The following is a 26,991-nucleotide window of genomic DNA, read 5'->3' as shown; positions in this document are numbered from 1 at the left end:
TTTATTTGCCTGGTGAATGAATGAAGGCATCGGCCACATTGGAGAGGTCCTGCCGCCCTGTAAGATCGGCAAAGATCTTTTCCAGCGTATCGGCTTCCGATTGTTTCAGCTGCTCGAAAGTACCATCTGCCATAATACTGCCTTCATTGATAAGCACAATCCGGTCAGACACCTTCTCTACCACGTCCATCATATGCGAACAGTAAAAGATCGTTTTCCCTTCTCTTTTGAGGAGCGACAGTATCTCTTTTACGATGATCACCGCATTGGCATCAAGGCCGGACAATGGCTCATCCAGCACCACGATCTGCGGATCGTGCAGCAAACCCGAAATGATCAGCACCTTCTGCCGCATGCCTTTCGAAAAGGTGTCCATCCGCTGAGCCTTGTTCTCCAGCAGACCGAACGCCTGCAACATCCGCACCGCCCGTTCTTCGATGAGACTATCATCCATGCCGTAAAGCTTCCCAATGAAGGAGAGATATTCCATCGGCGTCAGCACTTCATAGATCTCGGCATTCTCCGGTACATAACCGATCTGGCTTTTAATGGCCAGCGTATCCGCGCGGAGATCATGCCCGAGTATGCTCACCTCTCCTTCAAAATCACCAAGCAGCCCTATCAGTATCTTCACCGTAGTGGATTTACCGGCGCCATTCGGACCAATGTACCCGATCACCTGGCCGGGATATACATCCAGATCAATGCCTTTCAGCACCTGCTTCTCCCCGTAACTCTTCCGAAGTCCTCTGATAGCGATAATAGGTTCCATATATTGATGTCGTTTTTACTGTTCCTGTTTCCAACCGATCCGCTCACCCAGCCGGCCCATTCCCATCCACTGGTTCAGCGGCAGGCTGATGCCAAGATGATTGAATGCGGTTGTGCGCTGGTACCACGACCGTGCAAACCGCAGCTGCAGTTTGTTGACGACCACGCCCACACCGAAGGAGAAACCGCTCATCCCCTGCTGGTCCGGCAACGCCAGCTCCCGCCGGCGCAAATGATTATAAGCGGCTGTCAGCTCCACATATTTTCCCACATCAAACTGCGCAGCCAGCACAAAATGACGGAATATCTTGTCCACCGTACCGCCGCCGGCTCTCACCGTATCACCGTTCTCGATCACGGTGCCTTCATCGAAGTCCGGGTCCGCATAACGGATATCAAACTGATAGGCATGATGGATGGTGGCCGACAGCTGCAATGGTATATGCTGCAGCCGCTTCGAGATACCCAGTTGAAGATCGAATGGCAGCGGCTCCTGCACGCTGCCGCCGTAAGCTGTAAACTGTGTGCCCATATTACGGGCCACCAATCCCGCCTGCCAGCCCTGTGCCGTATCCTGGAAAGCGATCCCCACATCGGCCGCAATGCCGGAAGAGCGGTATTCGAGATAACGGGAACGGATATATTTAAGATTTATACCGTAATGCCATTTCTCCAGGTATTTGCGCGAAGCCGTAACCTGCCATGCGAAATCGCCGGGGCGAAAGGAGCCCAGTACGTTACCGGCGGCATCGGTATGCGGAATATCCCCATAGCCCACATACTGCAGGCTGGTGGCAAAAGTCGTCTGCAAAGCGGGAACATGGTAACCGGCTGCAAGATGGCTGTATTTTACGCCCGCAAAATAGCCGGCATAGTTCACCTGCAAATGCGTATGCATGGAAGGCCGCAGTAAAGCAGGGTTCAGCAGGGAGAGGGACAGGTCATTCGTCTGCTGGCTCACGTTCACGCCGCCCAGGGCCGTCAGCTGCGGTGCAGCGGGAAGATCAAGAAAGGCAAATACATTCCTGCCTCCCAGCACCTGTGCGCGGGCGGCAGCGGATAGCAATAATAATATGATCAGGTTGCGGAACAATAGTGAATGGATTACAGGCAACAAATTACGAATCGTCCCGCGGATTTCAGCAGTTCGTTTGGCAAACGGATGAACGGTGATACACAGGATCGGAATGCCATTGGATGCGCTTCTGCGGCGAATGGCCTGTAAATGAACAGGGCCGCCCAACCGGGAGGCCCTGTTCAAACCCTTAAACAATCAACATGTGCCGGCTTTTCCTCAAGCAGGCATGATGGAATATGCCGCTGCCTGAAAAATAGACAATAACATATTGCGCTATCTCTTTAATAACGCTGTTTCCAGCACCTGGTTCATTTCTTTGACATAATGGAACTTCAATCCCTTGATATAATCGGGATTGATGTCGTTGATATCCTTCTCATTCTGCCAGCAAAGCATCACTTCTTTGATGCCGGCACGCTTGGCGGCCAGTATCTTTTCCTTGATGCCGCCCACCGGCAGTACCTGTCCGCGCAGGGTGATCTCTCCTGTCATAGCCAGGTAAGGCTTCACGCGGCGGCCGGTGTATGCGGATGAGAGGGCGGTAAGCATGGTAATGCCCGCACTCGGCCCGTCTTTCGGTACAGCGCCTTCCGGCACATGCACATGTACGTTCTTCTCCCGGAATATCTTCGGATCGATCCGCAGGGAAGAGGCATTGGACTGCAGGTAAGACAGTGCTGTTACGGCGGATTCCTTCATCACGTTCCCGAGGTTGCCGGTAAGCTTCAGGTCCCCTTTACCTTCGCTGAGGCTGGATTCAATGAACAGGATGTCGCCGCCCACATAGGTCCAGGCCAGGCCAACGGCTACGCCCGGCGGATTACCGGTTTTATATATCTCGTTGCTGTATTTTGATTTGCCCAGCGCCTTCATGACCCTTTCCTCTGAAATGGTGTCTTTCAGCTTTATGCCGGTGGCTACATCCTTCGCCAGCGAGCGCATGACCCCGGCAAACTGCCGGTCCAGCTCACGCACACCGCTTTCGCGGGTATAGTCGGCGATCACTTTTTCGATGACCTTGTTGGAGAAGGTGAATTTGTAATCCTTCAGCCCGTGCGCTTCTTTCTGCTTCGGAATGAGGTGCCGTTTGGCGATCTCTGTTTTTTCCTCGATGGAATAACCGCTGAGATCTATGATCTCCAGCCTGTCGCGCAGCGCAATGGGTATAGCGTTGATATTGTTCGCCGTGGCAATGAACAGGACCTTGCTCAGATCGTATTCCAGTTCCAGATAATTATCGTAAAAGGTGCTGTTCTGTTCCGGGTCCAGCACTTCCAGCAATGCCGATGCGGGATCTCCCCGGAAATCATTGCCTACTTTGTCGATCTCATCGAGGATCATTACAGGGTTGGAAGATTTCACCTTGCGGATGGTCTGCAGGATTCGGCCGGCCATAGCGCCGATATAGGTCTTCCTGTGGCCCCTGATCTCGCTTTCGTCATGCAGACCACCCAGGCTCAGCCTGGCATATTTACGGCCGATGGCATTGGCGATGGAACGGCCCAGCGAGGTCTTGCCGATACCCGGAGGCCCTACAAAGCAAAGGATAGGCGATTTCATATCCCCTTTCAGTTTCAATACGGCGAGGTATTCCAGGATACGCTCCTTGATCCTGTCCATCCCGTAATGATCGTTATCCAGCACCTTCTTGGCTTTCTTCAGATCGTAGCTGTCCTTCGTGTATTCTTCCCAGGGCAGGTCCAGCATCAGGTCCATATGATTATACACTACCGAATAATCCGGTGTGCTGGGATGCATGCGCTCCAGTTTCTCCACTCCTTTTGTAAAAAGCTCTTTCGCGGCATCCGGCCATTTCTTCAATTCTGATTTCCGGATCATTTCCCTGATCTCGCGGTCGTTAGCATCTCCTCCCAACTCTTCCTTGATGGATTTCATCTGCTGCTGCAGGAAGTATTCCCGCTGCTGTTTATCAAGGTCCTGCTTCGTTTTGTTGGTGATCTTGTTCTTCAGTTCCGCCAGTTGCAGTTCCATTTGCAGGAGTTTCATCAACAGTTCGGCACGGATGCGGATATTGTTGGTCTCCAGCAGCAACTGCTTGTCTTTCAGCTCACTGTTGAGATTGGAAGAAACGAAGTGAATGAGGAAAGTGGCATTCTCGATATTCTTCAGGATGATATTGGCTTCCGAAGGGATATTGGGAGAAAGCTGGATGATCTGGCTGGCCAGGTCCTTGATGGAAGATACATAGGCGTCCAGCTCCGAATCGTTCTCCTCCATTTCTTCCTCCAGCAATTCGTAACTGGCCTTGAAATAAGGATCTTCCGTGAGGATGGAGGCGATCCTGAAGCGTTTACGGCCCTGGATGATGATGGTCGTTCCCCCGTCCGGCATCTTGATCAGCTTAACAATACGGGCGATCGTACCCACATTGGTCAGGTCCGCAACAGCCGGTTCCTCTACGTTACTGTCTTTTTGCGCGACCACACCAATCATTTTGTCAGTCCGGTACGCATCATTTACCGCCTTTATGGATTTGTCCCGCCCCACGGTGATGGGTAATACTACCCCGGGAAACAGCACTGTATTTCGTAACGGCAATAGCGCCAATTCCTCCGGTAACTTGTCTTCCTCCTGACCTTCGCCATCTTCATTCAAAGGGATAATCGGCATAAATTCCATCTCGTCTTCCGAATTGCCTAAAAAAAATGTGTTCATCTGTCAGTTTTAAGTCCGGGGACAATATGGCAGGAATTTCCTGAGTAATGCCCCCAATTTAATAGTAATGCTATATAGTCAACTATAATGCCATGATCAAAAGGTAATATTTATAACCGAGAACAAAAAAGGGCTGATGTTGTTCGACGCAAAAAAAGAGGGCATCCTGATGGACGCCCTCCGTTAACAGTGTAGGTCTACATTCTTTTATAACGTAATACCTACTCCTAACTGAATGGCCTGGTTCTTCCATTTTTCAGGAGAAGTGGCCGTACTTAAGTTCACGTCATTGACATCAGATAATCCGATAATATACCTGGCGCTGATATTAACAATGGGCAGCTGCAGCCACAGGCCGCCAACTGCTGAAAAATCTCCGCTCTTGAAAGCCGCTCTTCCCTCTTCAAATACATTCTCTTTCTTGCTGGTCATAATGCTGAACTGCGGGCCTACCTGCAGTTTGAAACGCGGGGAACCAAGATCGATGTTCGCCAGTATCGGGATGCTCAGATAATTCAGCTTGGGCTTTGTTTCCTTGATGTTATCAAAATCGTACACATCCTCAAACTCCGAGGTATTCTTCACTTCGGTATTTGTGGACGAGAACACGAGCTCCGGCTGTATGCCGAAACCCTTCGTCAGGTTGATCTGCGCGAAGCCGCCAAGGTGGTATCCCAGCTTGAATGCTTCATCATAACCTGTACCGTCCAGTTTACCAAGGTTGGCGCCTCCCTTGATACCGAAACGTAATAATTTCTGGGCACTTGCTGTGGATACGGTGGCGACAGTCAGGACTGCCAGTGCGAAAAACAGTTTTTTCATATTGATGTGTTTAAGTGTTTATGCTTCAAAGGGTTCACTTCTATGACGCCGGGAAACATCCCGACCCCTATCAGGCATGCAAAATCCATGCTAAATAGTTAAAAAAGCGTGCTGGCGGGTTCAGTATTAAAGCGTTAGGCTGACGCTGGCGGTAAAATAACCGGTGAGGACGCTGTCTTCCCCCTGTAGCAGCCGGAATAATGTATAAGAGGGGGAAACGGCGAACTTTCCAAGCATATAGGATACCCGCATGCTCACATCCAGCGCGCGTGGCTGGAAACCCGTATTGTCGCTCACAATTTCTTCCAGCTCCTGTATCGGCTGGCCGCGGCCTCTTTTGCCCTTACCCCTGTTCTGGATAAGTTTGGAGCGGGATACATACTGAAAGCTTTTGAGGTTGCTGTAATAATTGGCCGTACCGGCGGTAAAGGAAAATACCGGCATGATCAGCAGGGCATCGTCATTCTTCAGGAGGTCCATATAAATGAAGGTATGCCGCAGGTCTGCGATAACATTAAAATCGCTGCCGCTTACCGTGCGTTCCGCCTGGGGATCGCTGCGCTGCCGGAGTTTGCCCCAGCCCAGATCCAGGCTGATGCCCGGTTCCAGCCACCATTTCCGGTAAATGAAATAAGCAAACAATTCGTTCCGTATGGGGGTTGGCGGCACGTCTGAAGAATCGCGGTAAAAGTAGCGGGTGTAGGAGATACCGGTCATCAGGCGACGGCTTTTCGTGTAATCGTACCCGATATTCAGGTCCGTCTCGAACCAGGGATCATAGCTGGCGTTAAAAAGATAATACCCGTACACGGAAGCGAACAGCCCGCTTTTGTGGTTATAGGAAATTCCGGGGGACAGGAAAGGCTTCATGGTCAGGGGCCTGAAGGGGTCCGTGGATTTGCTGCCATAAGCCGGATTATTGCCGTATCCCAGGGAGAAAGTCACCTCGCTTCTGGCACGCCGTCCGAGCAGCGAATCCAGCTGGCGCTCCAGTTCGGCCAGGCTTTGCCCTGCGGCCTGCTGTACAGAAAGGATGAGGATGATCAGAATGATATGGTATCGCATAACGGCAGCACCAAGATAAGGTAATTTTGCCTATGCCAGTTCTATCACGGTGATCTCCGGCATGATGCCAACGCGGCCCGGGTAACCGAGGAAACCATAGCCCCGGTTGACATACAGCTTCTGCGCACCGGCTTCGTAAAGGCCTGCCCATTGCTTGTAGATGTACTGGGCCGGGCTCCATTTGAAGAAAGGAATTTCCACACCGAATTGCATACCGTGCGTATGGCCGGCCAGCATCAGATCGATATCCGGGTAAGCGCTGCGCACCTGCCCGTCCCAATGCGTGGGATCGTGGGACAGCAGTATTTTGAAGGGGATGCCGGCAGTACCTGCATGCGCCGCCGCCAGGTCTCCTTTCCGCGGGAAACGGGGGTTCTGGCTCCAGTTCTCCACGCCGATGAGGGCAATTTTCTCGTTATTACGTTCCAGGGTCACATTTTCATTCATCAGCAGGCGCCAGCCCATTTCCCGGTGAATGTCCTTGAGCCGTTCCAGGTTCTCTACTTTAAGCGGACTGTGGCGGTTCTCATCATAATCCGGCCAGTTGTAATAATCGCCATAGTCGTGATTGCCCAATGTGGAATAAACGCCCATGGGGGCATCGATCTTGTTAAATACCTCGATATAATCCTCCATTTCCCTGGCCCGGTCGTTCACCAGATCGCCCGTGAATACCACCAGGTCCGGTTTCTGCGCACGGATCAGTTCCACGCCGCGCATCACGGCGGTCTTGTTGGCAAAACTGCCGGAATGGATATCTGATATCTGCACCAGCTTCATACCCCGGAAAGACTCCGGAAGATTGGGATAATGGAGGCGCAGTTTGCGGACATGATAATTATATTTGTTGGAGAACCCGTAAAGCAGCGTCCCCAACACCGTGCCGCCGGCCAGCAGGCCGGACTTCATCAGGAACTGGGAGCGGGTGATCCCTTCCACCTCCTTGTTGCCTTCCACCACCGCCGCGGCCACTGCCGGAGCAGAGCGGAACTTTTCCACGATCCACATCACCGCCCTGCGGCCGTCATCCGCCAGCATGAAGAGCACTACTACCACCTTCGCGAAAAAGATGCCCAGCGCCACCGCCATGAAATAACTCCGGAAAGCCATGAAATTCTCGCCGGGCAAACGCCGGAAGAACAGTAGTGACAATACCATCAGGACGGATACCAGCCAGTACAGGCTGAATACCGGTATTTTCCAGCGCGGGGATGCGTGCTGCATGAGGGTACGGACGGCTACAAAAACATAGATATCTATCAGGACCAGCAGGATAGCAAAGAAGAGAAGAAAGGATGTAGATCTCATAAATTATTTGAACTCAATGGTTTCTAATCGGCAAACAGCAAAATTACCACAAAGCAGGCGGATGGTATCTGCTGTTTGGTTATGTAGACGATGATGTGACCAAAAAATTGCAATCCATGCGGAAAAAACCCTACTTTTCCCCACGGATGTGGTGTGAATAAATAAATTTGGGGCAAGCCCCATTTGTTATTGATTCGTTGTATTTTTGTCCGATTAGGTCATTATAATAGATAATTACAATATGAAATTCACCTATTACGGCCATTCCAGCTTCGCAGTGGAGATCAAGGGTAAAAAAATCGTTTTTGACCCATTCATAACCCACAACGAACTGGCCCGTGCGATAGATGTAGATCGTATTGAGGCTGATTATATTTTTGTATCCCACGGGCATCAGGACCATGTGGGGGATCTGGTAGCGCTGGCGCAGCGTACCGGTGCGAAAGTGGTTGGTGCATTTGAGTTGACGGAATGGGTATCCAAACAGGGCATTTCCAATGTACACCCCATGAACACCGGGGGGAAATGGGCTTTTGATTTCGGAACGGTAAAATGTGTGGTGGCACACCATTCCAGCGGACTGCCGGATGGCAGCTACGGCGGCAATCCCCTGGGGTTCATATTCACAACGGAGAACGGGAATTTCTATTATAGCGGCGACACGGCACTGACATTCGATATGGAGCTGGTGCCGCGCTGGGCGAAGCTGGACTTTGCCATTTTGCCGATCGGGGATAACTTTACCATGGGGGTGGAAGACGCCATTATAGCAGCGGAATTTATTCAATGCAGCCGGATCGTAGGCGTACATTACGATACCTTCGGCTTTATCAAGATAGATAAAGAAGATGCCATCCGCAAGTTCGAGGCAGCCGGTCTGAACCTGCTGCTCCCTGCCATCGGGGAAAGCATCGAAATTTGATCCTATTATCCTATTAAACCTGGAATTCAAGACAGAACAATGGCAAGAATTATCGCAATCGCCAATCAGAAAGGGGGCGTGGGCAAGACCACCAGCGCTATTAACCTGGCCAGCAGCCTGGCAGTACTGGAATACAAAACATTGCTCGTAGATGCTGACCCTCAGGCAAACAGCACCACCGGTCTCGGCTTTGACCTGCGCAATGTGCAGCAAAGCCTGTACGACTGTATGGTGAACGATGTACAGGCCCGGGACGTTGTGCTCGAGTCCGATACCCCCAACCTGAAAGTATTACCCTCACATATCGACCTGGTAGGGGCTGAACTGGAACTGATCAACCATCCCAACCGGGAAAGAGTGATGAAACAGGTGATCGACAGCATTCATGCCGATTATGATTTCGTGATCGTAGACTGCTCCCCCTCCCTGGGCCTGATCACGGTGAATGCGCTCGTGGCGTCCAATTCAGTGATCATTCCCGTGCAGTGCGAATTCTTTGCGCTGGAAGGTCTTGGTAAACTGCTCAATACCATCAAGATCGTACAAAGCAGGCTCAATACGGAGCTGGAGATCGAAGGCATTCTGATGACCATGTATGATGGCCGCCTCCGCCTCAGCAACCAGGTGGTGGATGAAGTGAAACAGCATTTCGAGGAAAGCGTATTCAACACCATCATCCACCGTAATACCAAACTGGGCGAAGCCCCCAGCTTCGGGAAGTCCGTGATCATGTACGATGCCATGAGCACCGGGGCCATCAACTATCTGAACCTGGCCAAGGAAATACTGCAAAAGCATAACTTTACGAAGATCAAAACAGAAGATAAAATCCTAGCAATAAACGATGACCAATCCGAGTAAGAAAGAAGCGTTGGGGAAAGGGATCCGCTCGCTGTTACAGAACATCGATACAGACCTGAAGCAGACTACCAGCGCACTGGGCGAACAGGTGGTGGCGCAGGCTACCGGTATTGAGCGAATCCCGCTGGACCTGATAACGATCAATCCCAAGCAGCCGCGCCGGGATTTTGATGAACAGGCTTTACAGGAACTGAGTCAATCCATCAAACTGCACGATATCATTCAACCGGTAACCGTTTCGCGCCTCGGCAAAAAATACCAGCTGATCGCCGGTGAACGCCGTTTCCGCGCCAGCAAAATGGCCGGTTTAAAGGATATTCCCGCATATGTGAGGCAGGCTAACGACCAGGAATTGCTGGAGCTGGCCCTGCTGGAGAACCTGCAAAGGGAAAACCTGAATGCCATAGAGATCGGCCTGAGCTACAAACGCCTGATGGAAGAGGTCAGCCTCACCCAGGAACAGGTAGCCGAGCGCATGGGCAAAGAACGCAGCACCGTTACCAACTACATCCGCCTGCTGAAACTGCCGCCGGACATCCAGGTGGCCGTACGCAACGCCAAGCTGAGCATGGGCCATGCCCGTACCCTCATTGCCGTGGAGAATGTCGAGAAACAGCTTTATATCTTCGGCGAGATCATGAAAAACGGCCTTTCCGTACGCCAGACCGAAGAACTGGTCAGGAAAGTGAACCATATTGAGAAAGGGAACGTCAAGAAACCGGTAAAAAGCTCACTCCCCCCGGCTTACCAGAAAATTCAGGACAACCTGTCCACCCACTTTTCCACAAAAGTGCATCTGGACAGGAGCAAGAACGGGAAAGGCAGCATCAATATCGAGTTTTACTCCGATGAGGAGCTGGACAGTATCCTGGAAAAATTATCATTATACGGTGAAAAATAAGACAGGGTACGCGCTTTACATCCTGTTGTGCCTGCTCTTGTTACCCGCCCTTACAAGCCATGCACAGGACACAACAGGCACTAACCGGCTGATCGTGGATTCCCTGCAACGCCGGAACGCAGCTGCCGCGCGCGATACCCCGCCAGTGACCATAACCGCGGATTCCCTGGTGCTCAGTTATAAAGACAAACACAGTCCCCGTAAAGCCGCATTTTACTCCGCCGTACTGCCCGGCCTCGGCCAGGTGTACAACCGCCAGTACTGGAAAGTGCCGCTGGTATATGCCGCACTCGGTATCAGCACCGGCGTTTTCATCTGGAATATGGACAATTTCACCGAATTCCGCAACGCCTACCGCGTAAGGGTCGCCAATGCCAGCAATCCGGATTATATCGATCAATATCCCCAGTACAGCGATGCAAACCTGAAATACCTGCGGGATGCATACCGGCAGTATGTGGACTATTCCGTGCTGGTTTTCGTGGCGGCTTATGCGCTGAATATTGTGGATGCCACCGTGTTCGGGCACCTCCGGCAGTTTGACATGAGCGATGATCTCAGCATCCGTATCTCACCGAAAGTAATAGACAACCGCGCCATCGGCATCGGCATCAATATATCCCTCTCACCTGACAGGAAAAACAGGAAGGGATTGGTTTTCAGATAGATCATACCGCATTCCAGATACCAGAATATTATGAAAATAGCATTAATCGGATACGGCAAAATGGGAAAGGCGATAGAAGCCATAGCCCAAAGCCGCGGACACGAGATCGTTCACCGGATAGACATCAACAGCAGCCATCTGCTGGAAAAAGAACACCTGTCACAGGCCGATGTGGCCATTGAATTTACCACGCCGGAAACGGCTTTTTCCAACATACTGAAGTGTTTCGATGCCAATGTGCCTTTAGTATGCGGCACCACAGGCTGGCTGGAAAAACTGCCGGAAGTGAAGGCCATATGCCTTGAAAAGCACCAGGCCTTCCTCTACGCCAGCAATTTCAGCATCGGTGTGAACATCTTTTTTGAGCTGAACCGCCGCCTGGCCGAGCTGATGGCCCCCCAGAAAGCCTATAACGCGAGCATGGAGGAGATCCATCATACCCAGAAGAAAGACGCGCCCAGCGGCACCGCCATCACCCTGGCAGAGCAGATCCTGGAAAAGCTGCCGGCCAAAACCGGCTGGGTGAACACGGAAACAAAGGACCCCGGCATGCTGGGCATCGTGTCCAAACGGGAAGATCCCGCACCCGGCACCCATACCATCCACTACAGCTCATCTATCGACGATATCACCATCACCCATACCGCTCACTCCCGCGAAGGTTTCGCCGCAGGCGCCGTAACCGCAGCAGAGTGGCTCAAAGGCAAAAAAGGCATCTTTACCATGAAAGATGTACTGAGCCTGTAGAACGGATTTTGTTATATTTGTGCCCAGGGAGTGCAATCTTTACCGATCTATTCATCAATATGCTGTCAAAAAAAACACAATATGCGTTCCACGCATTGATATATCTGGCCGAGAATGTTGACAAAGGACCTATATTGATCTCGGAAATAGCGAACGAAAAGAAAATTTCGATCAAGTTTCTGGAGAATATCCTGCTGGAACTGAAAAATGCCGGTATCCTGGGCAGCAAAAAGGGGAAAGGCGGCGGCTATTACCTGTTGCGCGCACCAAAAGAGATCGCGCTGGCACGGATCATCCGCCTGCTCGATGGCGCCATCGCCCTCCTGCCCTGCGTCAGCCTCAACTATTACGAGCGCTGCGAGAACTGCAAGGATGAAGCCATCTGCGGCTTGCACGAAGTGATGAGCAAAGTCAGGGATGCTACGCTCAAACTGCTGGAAAACAAATCATTAAAAGATATCCTCACCAGGGAACGATAAATATTTACAATGGGTTATAAGCAGGGAAAGGCATGTTAGTCTTTCCCTTTTTTTATGCAATGACCCTCCCCCGGGCTGCAAAGGTCACCGCCGGCTTATTCCGCCCGGTGGGTTTAAGGATCATTGCTTCAGGCCCTCTTACACCCCAAAAAATACTCAATTCTAGGTATTGCGCTACCGCTTATCCCCCGCTACCTTTGTCATACATCCTGTTCTTCTCCCCATAAACTTTTGTTTTTCAATTTGTTACTGATATTCCTATACCTGTTCCCGCAGTTGCTGTGGCTATACGGCAGCTGCGGGGCACATCACCCTGAACAAACATATCTCAGTATCAGAAACGCTGACAATCAGCACGTTCCCCATGAAAGTTGACGAGCGCCCCGGGCATTTCCCGGGGCTTCTTTTTGCCGCTACCGTCCACTTTTTTTAGCCAATAAAACAATTAGTCTATCTTTTTTATAGGATTTATGTATTTTTGCTCACGGTAGCAGGAAGCATTATGAACGACTTAGCAGGGCTCATTGCCCAACAGCAGGACATAGCGGCAGGAATACGCATACTGGCGGAAAAGTTTCCGGGGGAAGTGGCTTTTTCCACCTCATTTGGCCAGGAAGACCAGGTGCTTGCAGATATCATCTGGCGCAATGCATTGCCGGTAAGGGTATTCACACTGGATACCGGCCGTCTCTTCCAGGAAACGTATGATCTGATGGACCTCACCCGCGCGCGTTACAAACAGCCTTTCGAGATATATTTTCCGGAAACGGCTGCCGTGGAAACGCTCATCAGGGAGAAAGGCATGAACAGCTTCTACGATTCCGTGGAAAACCGCAAGGAGTGCTGCTATATCCGCAAGGTAGTGCCCCTGGAAAGGGCGCTGCAAAACACGAAAGTATGGATCACCGGCCTGCGTGCCGAACAAAGCGAGAACCGGCACGATATGCCGGCGCTGGAATGGGACGAAGGCCGGGGCCTGTATAAATACAACCCGCTGATACACTGGACGTACGAAGAAATGCTCGCTTATCTGCAGCAAAACAACGTGCCTTATAACAAGCTGCACGACAAAGGTTTTGTCAGCATAGGCTGCGCACCCTGTACACGCGCCATTGAACCGGGAGAACACCCACGCGCCGGACGCTGGTGGTGGGAAACTTCCCAAAAAGAGTGTGGTTTACATAGTAGTTGATCAAGTTTAACATCGTTATATGAGTAGTATTCAATGGCAATTTCCGCGGGCTTTGGAAGATGAGGCAATTTACATCCTCCGGGAAACAGCCGCCCAGTTCGAACGGCCGGCCATCCTCTTCTCAGGTGGCAAAGATTCTATTACCCTGGTACGCCTGGCCCAGAAAGCCTTTTACCCGGGGAAGATACCTTTTCCCCTGCTGCATGTGGACACCGGGCATAACTTCCCCGAAACCATCGAGTTCCGGGACTGGCTGGTGGAATCCCTCGGCCTTGAACTGATCGTACGCAATGTGCAGGACAGCATCAACCAGGGAAAAGCAAAAGAGGAGACCGGCAAATATGCCAGCCGCAACGCCCTGCAGACCATCACGCTGCTCGATGCCATTGAAGAACTGAAATTCGATGCCTGCATCGGCGGCGCCCGCCGCGATGAAGAAAAGGCCCGCGCCAAGGAAAGAATATTCTCCGTACGCGATGAATTCGGACAGTGGAACGCCAAGATACAACGCCCCGAGCTGTTCGACATGCTCAACGGCAAGATCAATATCGGTGAGAACGTGAGGGTATTCCCCATCTCCAACTGGACGGAGCTGGATGTATGGAATTATATCCGCGAAGAAGAACTGCAGATACCTTCCATCTATTTCTCCCATGAACGGGAGATCATTGAAAGGGACGGCATGTACTGGCCTTATTCCCCCTTCCTCAACACCTCTGAAGACGAAGTGCCCTTCCGCAGCAAAGTGCGTTTCCGCACCGTTGGCGATATGACCTGTACCGCCGCCGTACTTTCGGAAGCGGACAAGCTGGAAGACATCATCACCGAAATACTCGCGGCAAAGATCTCCGAAAGAGGCGCCCGCATTGACGACAAACGCTCGGAAGCTGCCATGGAAAAGCGCAAGCAGGCAGGATATTTTTAAACTACGAACCGAATTACAACATGGATGTTTTACGTATAACCACCTCCGGCAGTGTTGATGATGGCAAAAGCACCCTCATCGGGCGATTGCTGTTTGATACCAAATCCATTACGCAGGACAAGATGGAAGCGCTGCAGGCCGCCAGCAAACGCAAGGGGCTCGACTTCACCGACCTCTCCCTGCTGACGGACGGCCTCATTGCCGAACGCGAACAGGGCATCACCATTGATGTGGCGCACATCTACTTTTCCACACCCAACCGCAAATACATTATCGCAGATACGCCCGGCCACTTCGAATACACCCGTAACATGGTGACCGGCGCATCCACCGCACAGGTATCCCTCATCCTCATCGACGCCAGGAAAGGGATCGTGGAACAAACCTACCGTCACTTCTTCATCGCCTGCATGCTGCGCATTCCGCACCTGGTGGTATGTATCAATAAAATGGACCTGGTGGAATACGACGAAGCCCGTTTTAACCAGATCGTGGAGGACTTCCAGCAATTGCTGAAAGGCTCGCATTATGAGCACAAGGAAGTGAAATTCATTCCCATCTCCTCCCTTTATGGTGAAAATGTGGTGACCAGAACGGAGAAGATCGGCTGGTACCAATCGCAGCCGCTGCTGGAATACCTCGAGTCCATTACTTTTGACCCGAATGACCGCCAGCATCCCGCAAGATTCCCGGTGCAATACGTGATCCGCCCGAAAACGGACCAGCATCACGACTTCCGCGGATTCGCCGGCAAAGTGGCCAGCGGCAGCTTCCATGTGGGCAAAGAGATCGTTTCCCTCCCGAACGGCCAGCGCAGCAGGATCAAGAGCATAGAGAAATTCGACACACAGCTGGATGCCGCGCATGCCAATGAAAGCGTAGTGATCACACTGGAAGATGAAATTGATATCAGCAGGGGAAACCTGCTCGTAACGCCGGACAATATTCCGGAAGGCAGAAAAGAGCTGCATGCCAATATCTGCTGGATGGACCAGCAAAAGCTGACGGCCGGCAAAACCTACCTGCTGCAGCACGGCCCTACCCGCATCAAAGCCAAAGTGCAGCAGCTCCACCATGTAGTAGAGGTGACGAACAACCGGATAGAAGAAAAGCAGGAAATGGGGCTGAACGATATCGGCAGGATCACGTTAAAGACTGCCCAGCCGGTATTTGCCGATGCCTACCCCGCCAATCCCGCAAACGGCACCTTCATTCTCGTGGATGAATTCAGCAATGCTACCGTAGCGGTGGGGTTTGTAGAATAAGACAACGACATGAGACAGGGGTTTGTAGAATAAGACAACGACATGAGACAATAATAGAAAAGCCGGAGGCCAATTGCTTCCGGCTTTCATTTTTCATCTGCTGCTGCTTTCTGCTTGCGAAATATTTTTGTGTGCGATTTACCCGCAATATATTTTAACTGCCGCCGGATGTTGCTGCGGCGCCCGGCAGGCAAACATGCTTACTGCATTCCCTTCTGTTGTTTCAGGTTCTTCAGCATATCGTCCGTCATCTTCTCCAGGTCGAACTCCGGCTTCCAGCCCCAGTCTTTCGCAGCCAGGCTGTCGTCAATGCTCTTGGGCCAGCCGTCCGCGATCTGCTGGCGGTAATCCGGTTCATAGCTGATGGTAAAATCAGGCAGGCGTTTGTGAATGGCTGCGGCAATTTCCTTCGGGGAAAAGCTCATACCGGAAAGGTTGTAGCCTGAACGTACGCTGATCTTTGCATTGTCCGCCTCCATCAGTTCAATGGTAGCGCGGATGGCATCGGGCATGTACATCATGGGCAGATAGGTGTCTTCTGTCAGGAAACACTTGTAATTGCCTTCATCCAGCGCATCGTGATAGATCTCTACGGCATAGTCCGTTGTACCGCCGCCCGGGGCGGATTTATAGCTGATCAGGCCGGGATAGCGGAGGCTGCGCACATCTACGCCATAACGGTGATTATAGTATTCGCACCAGCGCTCTCCGGCAAATTTGCTGATGCCATAAATGGTCGTTGGTTCGATAATCGTGTGCTGGGGAGTGGATTCTTTCGGGGAATCCGGGCCGAATACGGCGATGGAACTGGGCCAGTACACCTTGTCCAGCCCCTCTTCCTTGGCAATATCCATAACGTTGAGCAGGCTCTGCATATTGATATGCCAGGCCAGCAGCGGGTTCTTTTCGCCGGTAGCGGAAAGAATGGCAGCCAGCAGGTACACCTGGGTAATATTGTGACGGATCACCAGCACATGCAGCATTTCCTTGTTCATCACGTCCAGCGAAACGTAGGGGCCGCTGCCCTTGAGCAGGTCGTGCTCCTCACGCAGATCGGAAGCCACCACATTATTGTCGCCATACATCTTTCGCAGGGCAAGCGTAAGCTCCACCCCTATCTGCCCGCAGGCGCCGATGACCAATATCTTGTCTTTCTTCATACAGCCGTTTGGAATTGTTGCCAAATTTAGGTTTCCCTTGTTATATCAGGCGGGTTGTGCTGATAAACAATGACAATACAATTACAATCAGGTGCGGGATATGTTGAGAGATCGTTGCAGAATTATCAGCCGGATGAGAAAGTGCATATCGGGAAATAAGCCTAATTTTGCGCCAGAAAACCGGTAAACCGACACTTTTCGGGTGGCGCCGCAAGGTTACATTTGACCAATAACAAAAGACAAAATGAAAACATTAAAAGCACTGTTCAAAGAACAATATAATCCTGAAAACTTCTTCCTGATAGCCGGACCTTGTGTAATAGAAGATGAAGACCTGGTAATGGGTATAGCTGAAAAAGTGTCCGCTATCTGCAAACGCCTCAATATCCCTTACGTGTTCAAGGCCTCCTATCGCAAGGCAAACCGTACCAGCATCAATTCCTTTACCGGGATAGGTGATGTTGAAGGGCTGGACCTCCTGCAAAAGGTGGGCCAGCAGTTCAATCTGCCGGTGACTTCCGATATTCACTCCGCCGCTGAAGCTGCCATGGCCGCAGCTTTTGTAGACGTATTGCAGATCCCCGCATTCCTCTGCCGCCAGACGGATATTCTGCTGGCCGCCGCCGATACCGGCAAATTCGTGAATGTAAAAAAAGGGCAATTCGTCAGCGGTGAGGCCATGAAATTTGCCGTGGAGAAGATCGAACAGGCGGGCAACAAACATATCATGCTCACGGAAAGAGGCACTACTTTCGGGTATCAGGACCTGGTGGTGGATTACCGCAACATCCCCATCATGAAAGGGCATGGTGTACCCGTGGTCATGGACTGTACACATTCCCTTCAGCAACCTAACCAGACCAGCGGCGTTACCGGCGGCAATCCCAAAATGATCGGCACCATTGCAAAGGCAGCGATCGCAACCGGGGCAGACGGTCTTTTCATCGAAACGCATCCTGAACCCTCCAAAGCCAAATCAGACGGGGCCAACATGCTCCGGCTGGATCTGCTGGAGCCTTTACTGGAAGAGCTGGTACGCATCCGGGAAGCGGTGCATGTGAAGAGCCCCGCGCTTTAGTCAAACATGTCCGCAGGAAAGCCGCGGCCGGGATTTGCCCCGCTGCAGGCACGGCGGCCGAGCCACCATGATATTCAAGGCAGCACCTCATCCGGTTCTGCCTTTTTTTCGTTAAATTCATACCCAACTAAACAAGGCACCATGATTAATTTTTCAGAATTAAAGGTCGGTGATATGGTGATCGCGAAGTATGAAGAACAGATGCTCGACGGCAAAATACTGCAGGTTGACCACGAGACCAGGCAGGTTTGCGTACTGACCCACGAAGAGCAGGAAAACTGGTACACCGCAGAAGATCTTTTCCCCATTCCGCTGACTGCGGAGCAGCTTGTCAAACTGAAATTCAAAAAAACAGATGAACCGCCCATTAACGGGAATGGCGAAGCCTGGGTACGCGGCCCGTTCACCGTACTCTTGTCAGACAACCACATCGTGCTGCATTACCGCGATGAAACGCGGGGATATTCCCAACAACATCATGGTGCATCAACTCCAGAACCATTACCAGGGAATGACGTTGTATCATCTTGAATAAAAAGGGCTTCATAACGCCGGTCGAACGTAACCTCCTGCCAGGATGAAGTTGTACCATCCTGCATTAAAGGGTTCATCAGGCACGGGTACAAAATGGAAAAGCCACGGCCCTGTAAGGGAACCGCGGCATTCTCCGTTCTCGAAAACCTTTATTTTTTGACCAGTTGAACGGTATCCGCTACCGTCACTTGCCCAAGATTTACCACAACACCCGGTTGTACAAAAGACTCCAGCGTAGTGTCGGTAGGGATAAAATGCAGGGCATATGTGCCTGCGTCCACACCACGGATCAGGTATTCCCCTGCCGCACTGTAGGTACTGGCCACGGTATCCATACCGTCGATCGCCAATACGGGCGGTTTGCACACTGTCCGGTAACACCACTCCTTTGATATTACCGCCCACAGCTTCCAGTATGGTACGGATCACGGGTTTGAGGATGTATTTGCCGCTGCCGGTCTCCACAATGGATTTGGCCACGTCAAAATCCAGGGTCAATTTGTTAATGATGCCGCCTGTTACCGCCTGATGGATATTCAGCTTCAGGCCGGATTGCTGGGCGCTGGGGGTTTGCAGCATCAGTTTTTCCCCGTTGTTGGTAATGATGAAGTTATTGTCCCCCAATACCAGCCTGATCTGGCTGATGGTGCCGGTGGGGATAACAGCGTCTACCAGCACGGTGTCTTTGTCATTCACCAGGTCCAGCAGGTTGTAGGCGCCTGTGTTTACGCCCGCCAATGTGGTCCATCCCGCATCATCCTGACCGGTCATGTTAATGCGGATCTCCTTTACATCGATCCAGACCTCCTTATAGTCCCCCGGATCATCTGTCAATGCGATCTGCAATTGCGCGGATTCGTTTTGTGCAGACTCGTTCTTGTCACATGCAGTCAGGTACACGGAACCTGCAAGCAGCAGGAAGCCCGTCATTAAGTTTCTCAACATATAATTAAAGTTATGGTTACCGGTTAGATGGTTACCGGAGCGGGAAGTTTAACGGCAGTAAAAAAAAAATCAGAGATAACGCAATGGATTTCTGCGGGCATTCGTGATATAATGCTTGATGTTCATCCAGAAAGCCAGGATCATATAAACAATGAGCGGGGAACCCATGGTCAGAAAGGTCGCATAAATGAAGAAAATACGAATGCGGGAAGTAGCAATGCCCAGTTTGTTGCCCAAAGCTGCGCACACGCCAAATGCCTTCCATTCAACAAAGTCCTTGATCTTGTTCATCAGTCGATATTTGTCTTTTCAAGGGTCGGTAAACCGGGCTTCGGCACCCCGGTTCATATATCAAATTTATTATAATCTTACAAGAATAGCAAATGTTATTCCAAAACGGGCAAAAGACAACAACCGTACCGACCCTTAACTTTAAAAACTCATCGATATTGATTAACTTCGCGGTGCAATTTTTAGTATAATCGCTCTTAAATTATTTATTTCCATGGTGTTTGATATTGACATGATTAAAAAATTGTATGCGGCACTACCGGGTAAAGTGGAAGCTACCCGCAAGTTGTTAGGTCGCCCGCTTACACTGGCTGAAAAGATCTTATATGCTCACCTGTATGCCCCTGCTACATCTTCATTCGAGAGAGGCAAATCCTATGTGGAGTTTGCGCCGGACCGTGTAGCCATGCAGGATGCCACTGCCCAGATGGCATTATTGCAATTCATGACCTGCGGGCGCGCCTCCGTGGCGGTGCCTTCCACCGTGCACTGCGATCACCTGATACAGGCGAAAACAGGCGCAGCAGAGGATCTGGCCACAGCTATCAGCACCAACAAGGAAGTTTACGATTTTCTGTCTTCTATTTCTGACAAATACGGTATCGGTTTCTGGAAACCCGGTGCAGGCATCATTCACCAGGTAGTACTGGAGAATTATGCTTTCCCCGGCGGCATGATGATCGGTACGGACTCCCATACGCCCAATGCCGGCGGTCTGGGCATGCTCGCCATCGGTGTAGGCGGTGCGGATGCTGTGGACGTGATGGCAGGTCTCGCATGGGAGCTGAAAATGCCCAAGCTCATCGGTGTGAAACTGAGCGGCAAGCTGAGCGGATGGGCTTCTCCCAAGGACGTGATCCTGCGGGTAGCCGGCATCCTCACCGTAAAAGGCGGTACGGGCTGCATCGTGGAATATTTCGGCGAAGGCGCTGACAGCATGAGCGCTACCGGTAAAGGCACCATTTGTAACATGGGCGCCGAGATCGGTGCTACCTGTTCTGTATTTGCATACGACCAGAAAATGTCCGATTACCTGAAGATCACCGGCCGTACAGAAGTTGCGGACCTGGCTGATGGCGTAAGAGAGCATCTTCGTCCGGATGAAGCGGTTTACGCCAGCCCGGACAAGTTCTACGACCAGGTGATCGAGATCAATCTGGACGAGCTGGAACCTTATGTAAACGGTCCCTTTACACCCGATCTGGCCTGGCCGATCTCCAAATTCGCGCAGGCGGTGAAGGAAAACAACTGGCCCGAGAAGCTCGAAGTAGCCCTGATCGGTTCCTGCACCAACTCTTCCTACGAAGATATCAGCCGTTCCGCCTCCCTGGCCAAACAGGCTATCGATAAAAAACTGAAAGTCCATTCCGAGTTCACGATCACGCCCGGCTCCGAACTGGTTCGTTATACCATCGAAAGGGATGGCCTGCTGAATACCTTCGACCAGATCGGCGGTGTAGTGCTGGCCAATGCCTGCGGTCCCTGTATCGGTCAATGGGCACGTCATATAGACGATCCCAACCGCAAGAACTCCATCATCACTTCCTTCAACCGTAACTTCGCGAAACGTAACGACGGTCTTGCTTCCACCCACGCCTTTGTTGCCTCTCCCGAGATCGTAACGGCGCTGGCCATTGCAGGGGACCTTACCTTCAACCCGCTGAAGGATACCCTGAAGAACGTGAACGGAGAAGATGTGATGCTGGATGAACCCACAGGTTTTGAACTGCCTCCGAAAGGCTTCGAGGTGAAAGATGCCGGTTACCAGGCCCCTGCGGAAGACGGCAGCGGTGTAGAGGTGATCGTATCCCCCACTTCAGAACGCCTTCAGTTGCTGGCGCCTTTTAAAGCCTGGGAAGGAACGGACCTCAAAGGCCTGAAGCTCCTCATCAAAGCGAAAGGCAAATGTACTACGGACCACATCTCCATGGCAGGCCCCTGGCTGAAGTACCGCGGTCATCTGGACAATATTTCCAACAACATGCTCATCGGCGCCATCAATGCGTTCAATGATAAAACAGACTCCGTAAAGAACCAGCTTTCCGGCGAATACGGCGCAGTACCCGCTACCGCCCGTGCCTATAAGGCCGCCAATGTTGGTTCCGTTGTGGTAGGCGATGAGAACTATGGCGAAGGCTCCAGCCGTGAGCACGCCGCCATGGAACCCCGCCATCTGGGCGTTCGTGCCATACTCGTGAAATCCTTCGCCCGTATCCACGAAACCAACCTGAAAAAACAGGGCATGCTGGCATTGACCTTCAACGACAAGGACGATTACGATAAAGTGCGGGAAGATGACACCATCGACATCATCGGCCTCACCAGCTTCGTTCCCGGCAAGCCGCTGACCGTTGTATTGTCTCACAGCAACGGTACGCAGGACACCTTCACGGTAAACCACACCTACAATGAACAACAGATCGAGTGGTTCAGGCAAGGCGGTGCGCTGAACGTGATCAGGGCCCAGTTCGCCAGCAAAAAATAACATCGTTTTAACAGCCATGTATAACGCCCCGTCCATACCGGACGGGGCTTTTTTGCGCCATTACAAGCATTCCCTCTGGCCCGTTATTTGCAAAATAATCTCCATGCATATGGACGAGATCAGGGAATACTGGCTGCAGCTCAATGATCGTCACGGCAGCCCTCCATCCGCCGCCGCGGATGAAATGGAGAAGATACTGGCGCAATATAGCGCTCCCGGCCGGTATTACCATAATACCCGGCATCTTAGCGACCTGCTTACGCTTCAGCAACAATATGCGCCCCTGATCGTGGATAACGACAGCCTGTTATTTGCGATCTATTATCACGACCTTGTATATAAAGCCACCCGGCATGATAATGAGGAAAAAAGTGCGCAGGAAGCGTTACAGTTCCTCAAAAAGATCGGTTACCCGAAAGAAAAACAGCAAAAAGTGCATGCCTTCATTATGGCTACACACGGGCATCAGAACCCGCTGGCTGACCCGGACCTGGATTATTTCCTGGACTTTGACCTCCATATCCTCGGCGCCTCCCCTGCTCTCTATAACGCCTACACGCAACAGATCAGGAAGGAATACTCCCTTTATCCCGCTTACTTCTATAAAAAAGGGAGAAGGCGGGTATTGAAACATTTTCTGGGTCAGACGGGCATTTACAGAACGGCTGCTTTCCGGGAAAAATATGAGAAGAAAGCAAGGGAAAACATGGAGCGGGAAATAGAAATGCTGTGATGTGGCACGAACAAAATAAAACGCTTAAAACTTCCCGATCAAAGGCTTTTTCAGGCTGAACCGCCGGGCCACGCTGAAGCGCATATTCCCGGCGCCAAAGTTCTGGTGGGCACCGGCAACGGGAGAAGCCCCACGCGTTGTTATATCCACATAATGCAGGCCGGCAAACCATCTCCGGGAGTTGTACCCCGCGGCAAAGCGTACCGTATTGTTGAGCTGCCAGCCGAAAGCGCGCATTCGCGGCCGCCCGTCCCCATAACGAAAGCCGGAGTGATTGATGCCACCAGCGGCAGACAGGGAAGCAGTAATGAAAAAATGTTTCAGGATCACGAACGTATGCGCGTAACCGATATTCACGGCCAGGCTCACCGCGCCGGTACGGGAGAACGGTTCATTATCAAAAAAGCCGGGATGACCAAAATCAGACGGGATCAGTGCTGAATCCGCCCGCATCTGCCAGGCAAATGCCTCCGCGCCCACCATCAGGGAACCGGCGCTTCGCTTCTGGTATTCGTTCTGCAGATAGGCGGCCCGGTAAGAGAATCGCTCATCGTTGAAAATATACTGTACGCTCAGCCCCAGGCTCTCGTTCTCCAGATCAGGCCGGAGGGCCACCAGCCCCTGTTGTGCGGAGTTGAACGCCCTCGGTTTCCTTTCCGCCTGGTAATACCCCTCATAATACTGCCCATAGAAATCCACCACGAACTTGCGGAGATAGAGATGCGCCTGCAGATCGATATACTTCGTATCGCCGAACTCGCTTTTATGGTCATTGACAAAAGGAAAGTTGATGCCGATGTTCAGCCCCACGAACTTATAATTGACGCCAAATCCCAGATTGGTGCCGGTATTCGGGCGATACAGCAATTCTTTTTTCAGGCGGCTGTCTTTCAGATCATAGTAATTATACTTTCGGGAGCCGTACAGGCGCACGGTCAGGTCCCGCGTGTAATCGGCCACGTATGCAGTATCATTTTCCGTCTTGTACCATTGTGCGGATGCTGTGGTAACAAGTACGGACATCAAAATCAGCAGAACAGCGTTTCGCATCATCATAACAGTTGCAGGTGTGTCAGTGCAAGGGATCAATCGGGCAATTCGATCACTTCCATTCCTTTAATTTCCCCGTTCAGCAATTCAAAGCGCACCAGTGTCTTCACTTTATGCCAACCCTGTTTGCCGCAGGCACCCGGGTTTATATGTAGCAAACCCAATGCCGGATCGGGCACGATCTTCAAAATATGGGAATGCCCGCTGATAAACAGTTTGGGGCGTTTCTCCCGGATGTAAGGCTTGAGCGCGGGCGTATATTTGGGAGGATATCCCCCGATGTGGGTCATCCAGACCTTTACGCCTTCGCAGATAAAGAGGTTGTGTTCCGGGTAACGGATACGGATATCCTGACCGTCGATGTTCCCGTACACGGCGCGGAAGGGTTTGAAGGCTTCCAGCTGGTCCGCCAGCTCCACGGAGCCGATATCCCCGGCATGCCAGACCTGGTCTACCTGTTCGAAATAGCGAAAAACCTGCGGGTGCAGGTATCCATGTGTATCAGACATCAAACCGATCTTCATCCTGCGAATGTAAAACAGTTCGGGACATTCTCAAACACCGGTCAATGCCGGTGGCGTTGTTTTTATGCGGCGGAGGGAGCAACCTCAATGCCGTTCCCAGGTAAAATAGTTCATCACGGTCTCGAACACCAGTGATGCCGCAAGTTTTGCGGTGCGGTTATCGATGTCCAGCGAAGGATTAAGTTCGGCAATGTCTACCCCGGCCAGTTTTCCGCTGCGCAGCACGGTACGGAAACAGTCGAGGAAGAGGGCATCCGGCACAAGGCCGTTGTAAGCCGTAGCGCTGACGCCGGGGGCGTATGAGGCGGCGAACACATCGAGGCAGACGGTGAGATAGATCCGGTCATTCCGGCCTATAAAGGCCTGTATAGCGTCTACGAGCTGATCGTGATATTTGGGTTGAAAGAGAGAGGCGGGCAGATATTCCGCGCCCAGTTTTTCCGCGGTATCGAACAACCGGCGGGTATTGCTGTGCTGCTGGATGCCCAGGGCGAGATAATGGAAGGGCATACCGGCAGACCGCCTGTCCTGTGCCATTTGCCAGAACCCGGTGCCGGAGCTGGCGCCTTCTTCCCCCGGCTCCCGCAGATCGAAATGCGCATCGAAATTGATGATGCCGAGCTGTTGTTCCGGCGGCATGAAGCGCCGGATACCACGTTCATGGCCGTACGCAATTTCATGGCCGCCGCCGAAGATCACCGGCAGATACCCTGCCGCCATGATCCCCGCCACCCTGCCGGAAAGCTCTTCCTGCGCGGCTTCCAGGTCCCCGCGCGGGCAGATCACATCACCGGCGTCAACAAGCAAATGTTCATCGAAATGCACGGGAAAACCTGCGCACATCTTCCGCAGGGCATCCGGACCAGCCGCCGCACCTGTCCGCCCTTTGTTCCGGCGGACGCCTTCATCGCAAGCAAAACCCAGGAAGGCTATGCCTTTCCGGCCCAGTTCCAGCACGGGCAATGTTTCCCGCGCGATCTGTACCACCTGGTGCCAGCGCAAGGCATCAGGTGTTGTTCCGTCTGTACGTCCATGCCAGTTGTTCATATTGCAAAGAAAGGGTTAAATGATCATTTTCCCGCCGGACGATCAACACTCATTCATGTCAATCAGGTGGCCGGCTTTCCATACCATTGCCGGTTTCATGCTGCCCTGGTAATACAGTATATCCCGGTAATCGCCGCAGGGATAAGCCTGCATGTCCGCGGGGTCCGGTGTAATGCCCAATGCTTTTGCGGCCCGGAATGTCAGCCCGGCAAAGACCTCTGCTGTGGAGAGCTTCTCCGCAGCGCTCATAACGGCGGCCTGCATCAGCAGCTCTCCCATGGGTGCGGAACCGGGGTTCCAGTCGCTTGCAATGGCTACGCAGGCTCCCGCATCCAGCAGGCGGCGCGCCGGAGCGTAAGGCATTCCCAGCCCCAATGAAGCGCCGGGCAGCACCACCGCCACCGTATCGGATTTGGCCAGCCGCCGGATATCTTCGGGAGTGGATGCTTCGAGGTGGTCTGCAGACAACGCCCCCGTTTCCACCGCCACCGCGGAACCTCCGCTGCTGAACTGGTCCGCATGCACGGTAAGCTGAAAACCGGCGGCTTTGGCGGCCAGCAGAAAAGGTTTTGCGGCAGCCGCGGAGAAGGCTGTTTCTTCAATGAAGATGTCCACACGGTTGCCCAGCTGTTCTTCCCGGACAAGAGGCAGCAATTCGTTGAGTATCCATTGCAGGTAGCTATGCCCTGTAAAGTCCTTTGGCTGCATGTGCGCCGCCAGGCAGGTAGGGATCAGCGAAGCTGGTGTATGCAGACTGGCGTGACGGATGGCGCGCAGCATTTTCAGCTCTGCATCCATATTCAATCCGTACCCGCTTTTCACTTCTATTGTTGTTACGCCGTTGCGCAGATGCCGGTTCGCCCGGGCAACGGTCAGGGCAGCCAGTGCAGTTTCTTCGGCTTCGCGTGTTCTCATCACGGAATCCCATATCCCTCCGCCGGCGCGGGCAATGTCCAGGTAAGACTTTCCGGCAATGCGCATCGCGTAGTCACGACTGCGCGTACCGGCGTGGCAGATGTGCGTATGGCAGTCCACAAAGCCCGGCAGCAGCACCATCGGTTCATCGATCCATTCCAGCGCAATGCCCGGATGTTTTGCCTGCAGGGTTGTGTATGTGCCGGCAACCGGTTGTTTGCCATCCTCCAGTAATATGCCGCCCGCTTCGATGACCGTCAGTTGTTCATCCTTCAAAGCGCCTTTAAGCGGCAGTTCCTGCAGGAGCAGGATTTGAGAGAAAGGTCCAATGAGTTTCATCTGTACATATTTATTTTTTACGGGTCAGATGGGATTTGCATCTCATCAGTTCATATTTATTTTTTCACGGGTCTGATGGAATAGTATTTCATCAGTACATATTTATTTTTCTACGGGTCTGATGGGATTTGCATCTCATCTCTTCATTTTTATACATTGCGAACAGATGGAATGTTATTTCACCTGTATCCTAACAAGTCCGATAACGCTA

General features: G+C 52.1%; 26 protein-coding genes. 13 read left to right on the top strand and 13 right to left on the bottom strand.

What is annotated here, in order from left to right; all coding sequences use genetic code 11:
* Position 1: 1 nt before the first annotated feature.
* From FW415_RS09955 to FW415_RS09930, 6 genes are all read right to left on the bottom strand, one after another.
* Positions 2–772 carry an ABC transporter ATP-binding protein gene (locus tag FW415_RS09955; RefSeq protein WP_148384329.1) on the bottom strand — a complete coding sequence of 257 codons (771 nt, stop codon included), beginning with the start codon at positions 770–772 and terminating at the stop codon, positions 2–4.
* A 15-nt stretch (positions 773–787) separates the two neighbouring features.
* Entirely contained in the window at positions 788–1,864 is a 1,077-nt protein-coding gene (gene porQ, locus FW415_RS09950) for a type IX secretion system protein PorQ (protein ID WP_168208751.1), read from the bottom strand.
* 258 nt (positions 1,865–2,122) lie between these two features.
* Complete coding sequence (gene lon / locus FW415_RS09945; RefSeq protein WP_148384325.1) at positions 2,123–4,525, bottom strand: endopeptidase La; 2,403 nt, start codon at positions 4,523–4,525, stop codon at positions 2,123–2,125.
* Between the two features lie 207 nt (positions 4,526–4,732).
* Complete coding sequence (locus FW415_RS09940; protein WP_148384323.1) at positions 4,733–5,347, bottom strand: porin family protein; 615 nt, start codon at positions 5,345–5,347, stop codon at positions 4,733–4,735.
* A 126-nt stretch (positions 5,348–5,473) separates the two neighbouring features.
* Positions 5,474–6,412 (bottom strand): hypothetical protein, encoded by a 939-nt coding sequence (locus FW415_RS09935; RefSeq protein ID WP_148384321.1) that lies wholly within the window; start codon positions 6,410–6,412, stop codon positions 5,474–5,476.
* A gap of 30 nt (positions 6,413–6,442) precedes the next feature.
* Positions 6,443–7,720, bottom strand: coding sequence for a metallophosphoesterase (locus FW415_RS09930; protein WP_148384319.1), 1,278 nt, complete (start codon positions 7,718–7,720; stop codon positions 6,443–6,445).
* A 241-nt stretch (positions 7,721–7,961) separates the two neighbouring features.
* Here FW415_RS09930 and FW415_RS09925 point away from each other — a divergent pair, with 241 nt between their 5' ends.
* The 9 genes from FW415_RS09925 to FW415_RS09885 all read left to right on the top strand — a co-directional run bounded on the left by FW415_RS09925 (position 7,962) and on the right by FW415_RS09885 (position 15,679).
* Positions 7,962–8,642 carry a metal-dependent hydrolase gene (locus FW415_RS09925; RefSeq protein ID WP_148384318.1) on the top strand — a complete coding sequence of 227 codons (681 nt, stop codon included), beginning with the start codon at positions 7,962–7,964 and terminating at the stop codon, positions 8,640–8,642.
* Positions 8,643–8,681: 39 nt separating this feature from the next.
* Complete coding sequence (locus FW415_RS09920; protein WP_148384316.1) at positions 8,682–9,503, top strand: ParA family protein; 822 nt, start codon at positions 8,682–8,684, stop codon at positions 9,501–9,503.
* A complete protein-coding gene (locus FW415_RS09915) occupies positions 9,487–10,404 on the top strand; it encodes a ParB/RepB/Spo0J family partition protein (protein ID WP_148384314.1) in 918 nt (305 codons plus the stop codon). Before FW415_RS09920 ends, FW415_RS09915 begins: the two co-directional genes overlap by 17 nt.
* Positions 10,394–11,071, top strand: a complete 678-nt coding sequence (locus FW415_RS09910) for a DUF5683 domain-containing protein (protein WP_148384311.1) — start codon at positions 10,394–10,396, stop codon at positions 11,069–11,071. The genes FW415_RS09915 and FW415_RS09910 overlap by 11 nt, the downstream gene beginning before the upstream one ends.
* 30 nt (positions 11,072–11,101) lie before the next feature.
* Positions 11,102–11,818: a 4-hydroxy-tetrahydrodipicolinate reductase gene (gene dapB / locus FW415_RS09905; protein ID WP_148384309.1), complete on the top strand. Its 717-nt coding sequence runs from the start codon at positions 11,102–11,104 to the stop codon at positions 11,816–11,818.
* A 59-nt stretch (positions 11,819–11,877) separates the two neighbouring features.
* Positions 11,878–12,297, top strand: coding sequence for an Rrf2 family transcriptional regulator (locus FW415_RS09900; protein WP_148384307.1), 420 nt, complete (start codon positions 11,878–11,880; stop codon positions 12,295–12,297).
* Between the two features lie 502 nt (positions 12,298–12,799).
* Complete coding sequence (locus FW415_RS09895) at positions 12,800–13,489, top strand: phosphoadenylyl-sulfate reductase (protein ID WP_148384303.1); 690 nt, start codon at positions 12,800–12,802, stop codon at positions 13,487–13,489.
* Positions 13,490–13,508: 19 nt separating this feature from the next.
* The gene (gene cysD, locus FW415_RS09890) at positions 13,509–14,414 is read left to right on the top strand and encodes a sulfate adenylyltransferase subunit CysD (RefSeq protein WP_148384301.1); all 906 of its coding nucleotides are present in this window, start codon (positions 13,509–13,511) and stop codon (positions 14,412–14,414) included.
* A gap of 20 nt (positions 14,415–14,434) precedes the next feature.
* Positions 14,435–15,679 carry a sulfate adenylyltransferase subunit 1 gene (locus tag FW415_RS09885; RefSeq protein WP_148384299.1) on the top strand — a complete coding sequence of 415 codons (1,245 nt, stop codon included), beginning with the start codon at positions 14,435–14,437 and terminating at the stop codon, positions 15,677–15,679.
* A gap of 200 nt (positions 15,680–15,879) precedes the next feature.
* On the opposite strand, the gene FW415_RS09880 is transcribed toward FW415_RS09885, so the two are convergent.
* Complete coding sequence (locus FW415_RS09880; protein WP_148384297.1) at positions 15,880–16,839, bottom strand: NAD-dependent epimerase/dehydratase family protein; 960 nt, start codon at positions 16,837–16,839, stop codon at positions 15,880–15,882.
* Positions 16,840–17,083: 244 nt separating this feature from the next.
* Here FW415_RS09880 and kdsA point away from each other — a divergent pair, with 244 nt between their 5' ends.
* The gene (kdsA, locus tag FW415_RS09875; RefSeq protein ID WP_148384295.1) at positions 17,084–17,917 is read left to right on the top strand and encodes a 3-deoxy-8-phosphooctulonate synthase; all 834 of its coding nucleotides are present in this window, start codon (positions 17,084–17,086) and stop codon (positions 17,915–17,917) included.
* 141 nt (positions 17,918–18,058) lie between these two features.
* The gene (locus FW415_RS09870; RefSeq protein WP_148384293.1) at positions 18,059–18,448 is read left to right on the top strand and encodes a hypothetical protein; all 390 of its coding nucleotides are present in this window, start codon (positions 18,059–18,061) and stop codon (positions 18,446–18,448) included.
* Between the two features lie 12 nt (positions 18,449–18,460).
* Here FW415_RS09870 and FW415_RS09865 read toward each other — a convergent pair whose 3' ends face one another.
* Complete coding sequence (locus FW415_RS09865; protein ID WP_246858996.1) at positions 18,461–19,396, bottom strand: DUF4382 domain-containing protein; 936 nt, start codon at positions 19,394–19,396, stop codon at positions 18,461–18,463.
* A gap of 69 nt (positions 19,397–19,465) precedes the next feature.
* Positions 19,466–19,687 carry a PspC domain-containing protein gene (locus FW415_RS09860; protein ID WP_148384291.1) on the bottom strand — a complete coding sequence of 74 codons (222 nt, stop codon included), beginning with the start codon at positions 19,685–19,687 and terminating at the stop codon, positions 19,466–19,468.
* Positions 19,688–19,901: 214 nt separating this feature from the next.
* Between FW415_RS09860 and FW415_RS09855 the strand changes: the two genes are divergently transcribed.
* Positions 19,902–22,172, top strand: coding sequence for an aconitate hydratase (locus FW415_RS09855; protein WP_148384289.1), 2,271 nt, complete (start codon positions 19,902–19,904; stop codon positions 22,170–22,172).
* A 109-nt stretch (positions 22,173–22,281) separates the two neighbouring features.
* Positions 22,282–22,905 (top strand): hypothetical protein, encoded by a 624-nt coding sequence (locus tag FW415_RS09850; protein ID WP_210420853.1) that lies wholly within the window; start codon positions 22,282–22,284, stop codon positions 22,903–22,905.
* Between the two features lie 24 nt (positions 22,906–22,929).
* On the opposite strand, the gene FW415_RS09845 is transcribed toward FW415_RS09850, so the two are convergent.
* The 4 genes from FW415_RS09845 to hutI all read right to left on the bottom strand — a co-directional run bounded on the left by FW415_RS09845 (position 22,930) and on the right by hutI (position 26,780).
* On the bottom strand, positions 22,930–23,928 hold the full coding sequence (locus FW415_RS09845; RefSeq protein WP_168208750.1) for a DUF4421 domain-containing protein: 999 nt from the start codon (positions 23,926–23,928) through the stop codon (positions 22,930–22,932).
* Positions 23,929–23,990: 62 nt separating this feature from the next.
* Complete coding sequence (locus FW415_RS09840) at positions 23,991–24,479, bottom strand: metallophosphoesterase (protein WP_148384284.1); 489 nt, start codon at positions 24,477–24,479, stop codon at positions 23,991–23,993.
* A gap of 84 nt (positions 24,480–24,563) precedes the next feature.
* Complete coding sequence (hutG, locus tag FW415_RS09835) at positions 24,564–25,526, bottom strand: formimidoylglutamase (RefSeq protein WP_148384282.1); 963 nt, start codon at positions 25,524–25,526, stop codon at positions 24,564–24,566.
* A 42-nt stretch (positions 25,527–25,568) separates the two neighbouring features.
* Positions 25,569–26,780: an imidazolonepropionase gene (gene hutI / locus FW415_RS09830; RefSeq protein WP_148384280.1), complete on the bottom strand. Its 1,212-nt coding sequence runs from the start codon at positions 26,778–26,780 to the stop codon at positions 25,569–25,571.
* Positions 26,781–26,991 lie beyond the last annotated feature (211 nt).

The organism is Chitinophaga sp. XS-30 (assembly GCF_008086345.1).
Classification (GTDB): Bacteria; Bacteroidota; Bacteroidia; order Chitinophagales; family Chitinophagaceae; genus Chitinophaga.
This window is presented reverse-complemented; position numbering and strand designations above follow the sequence as displayed.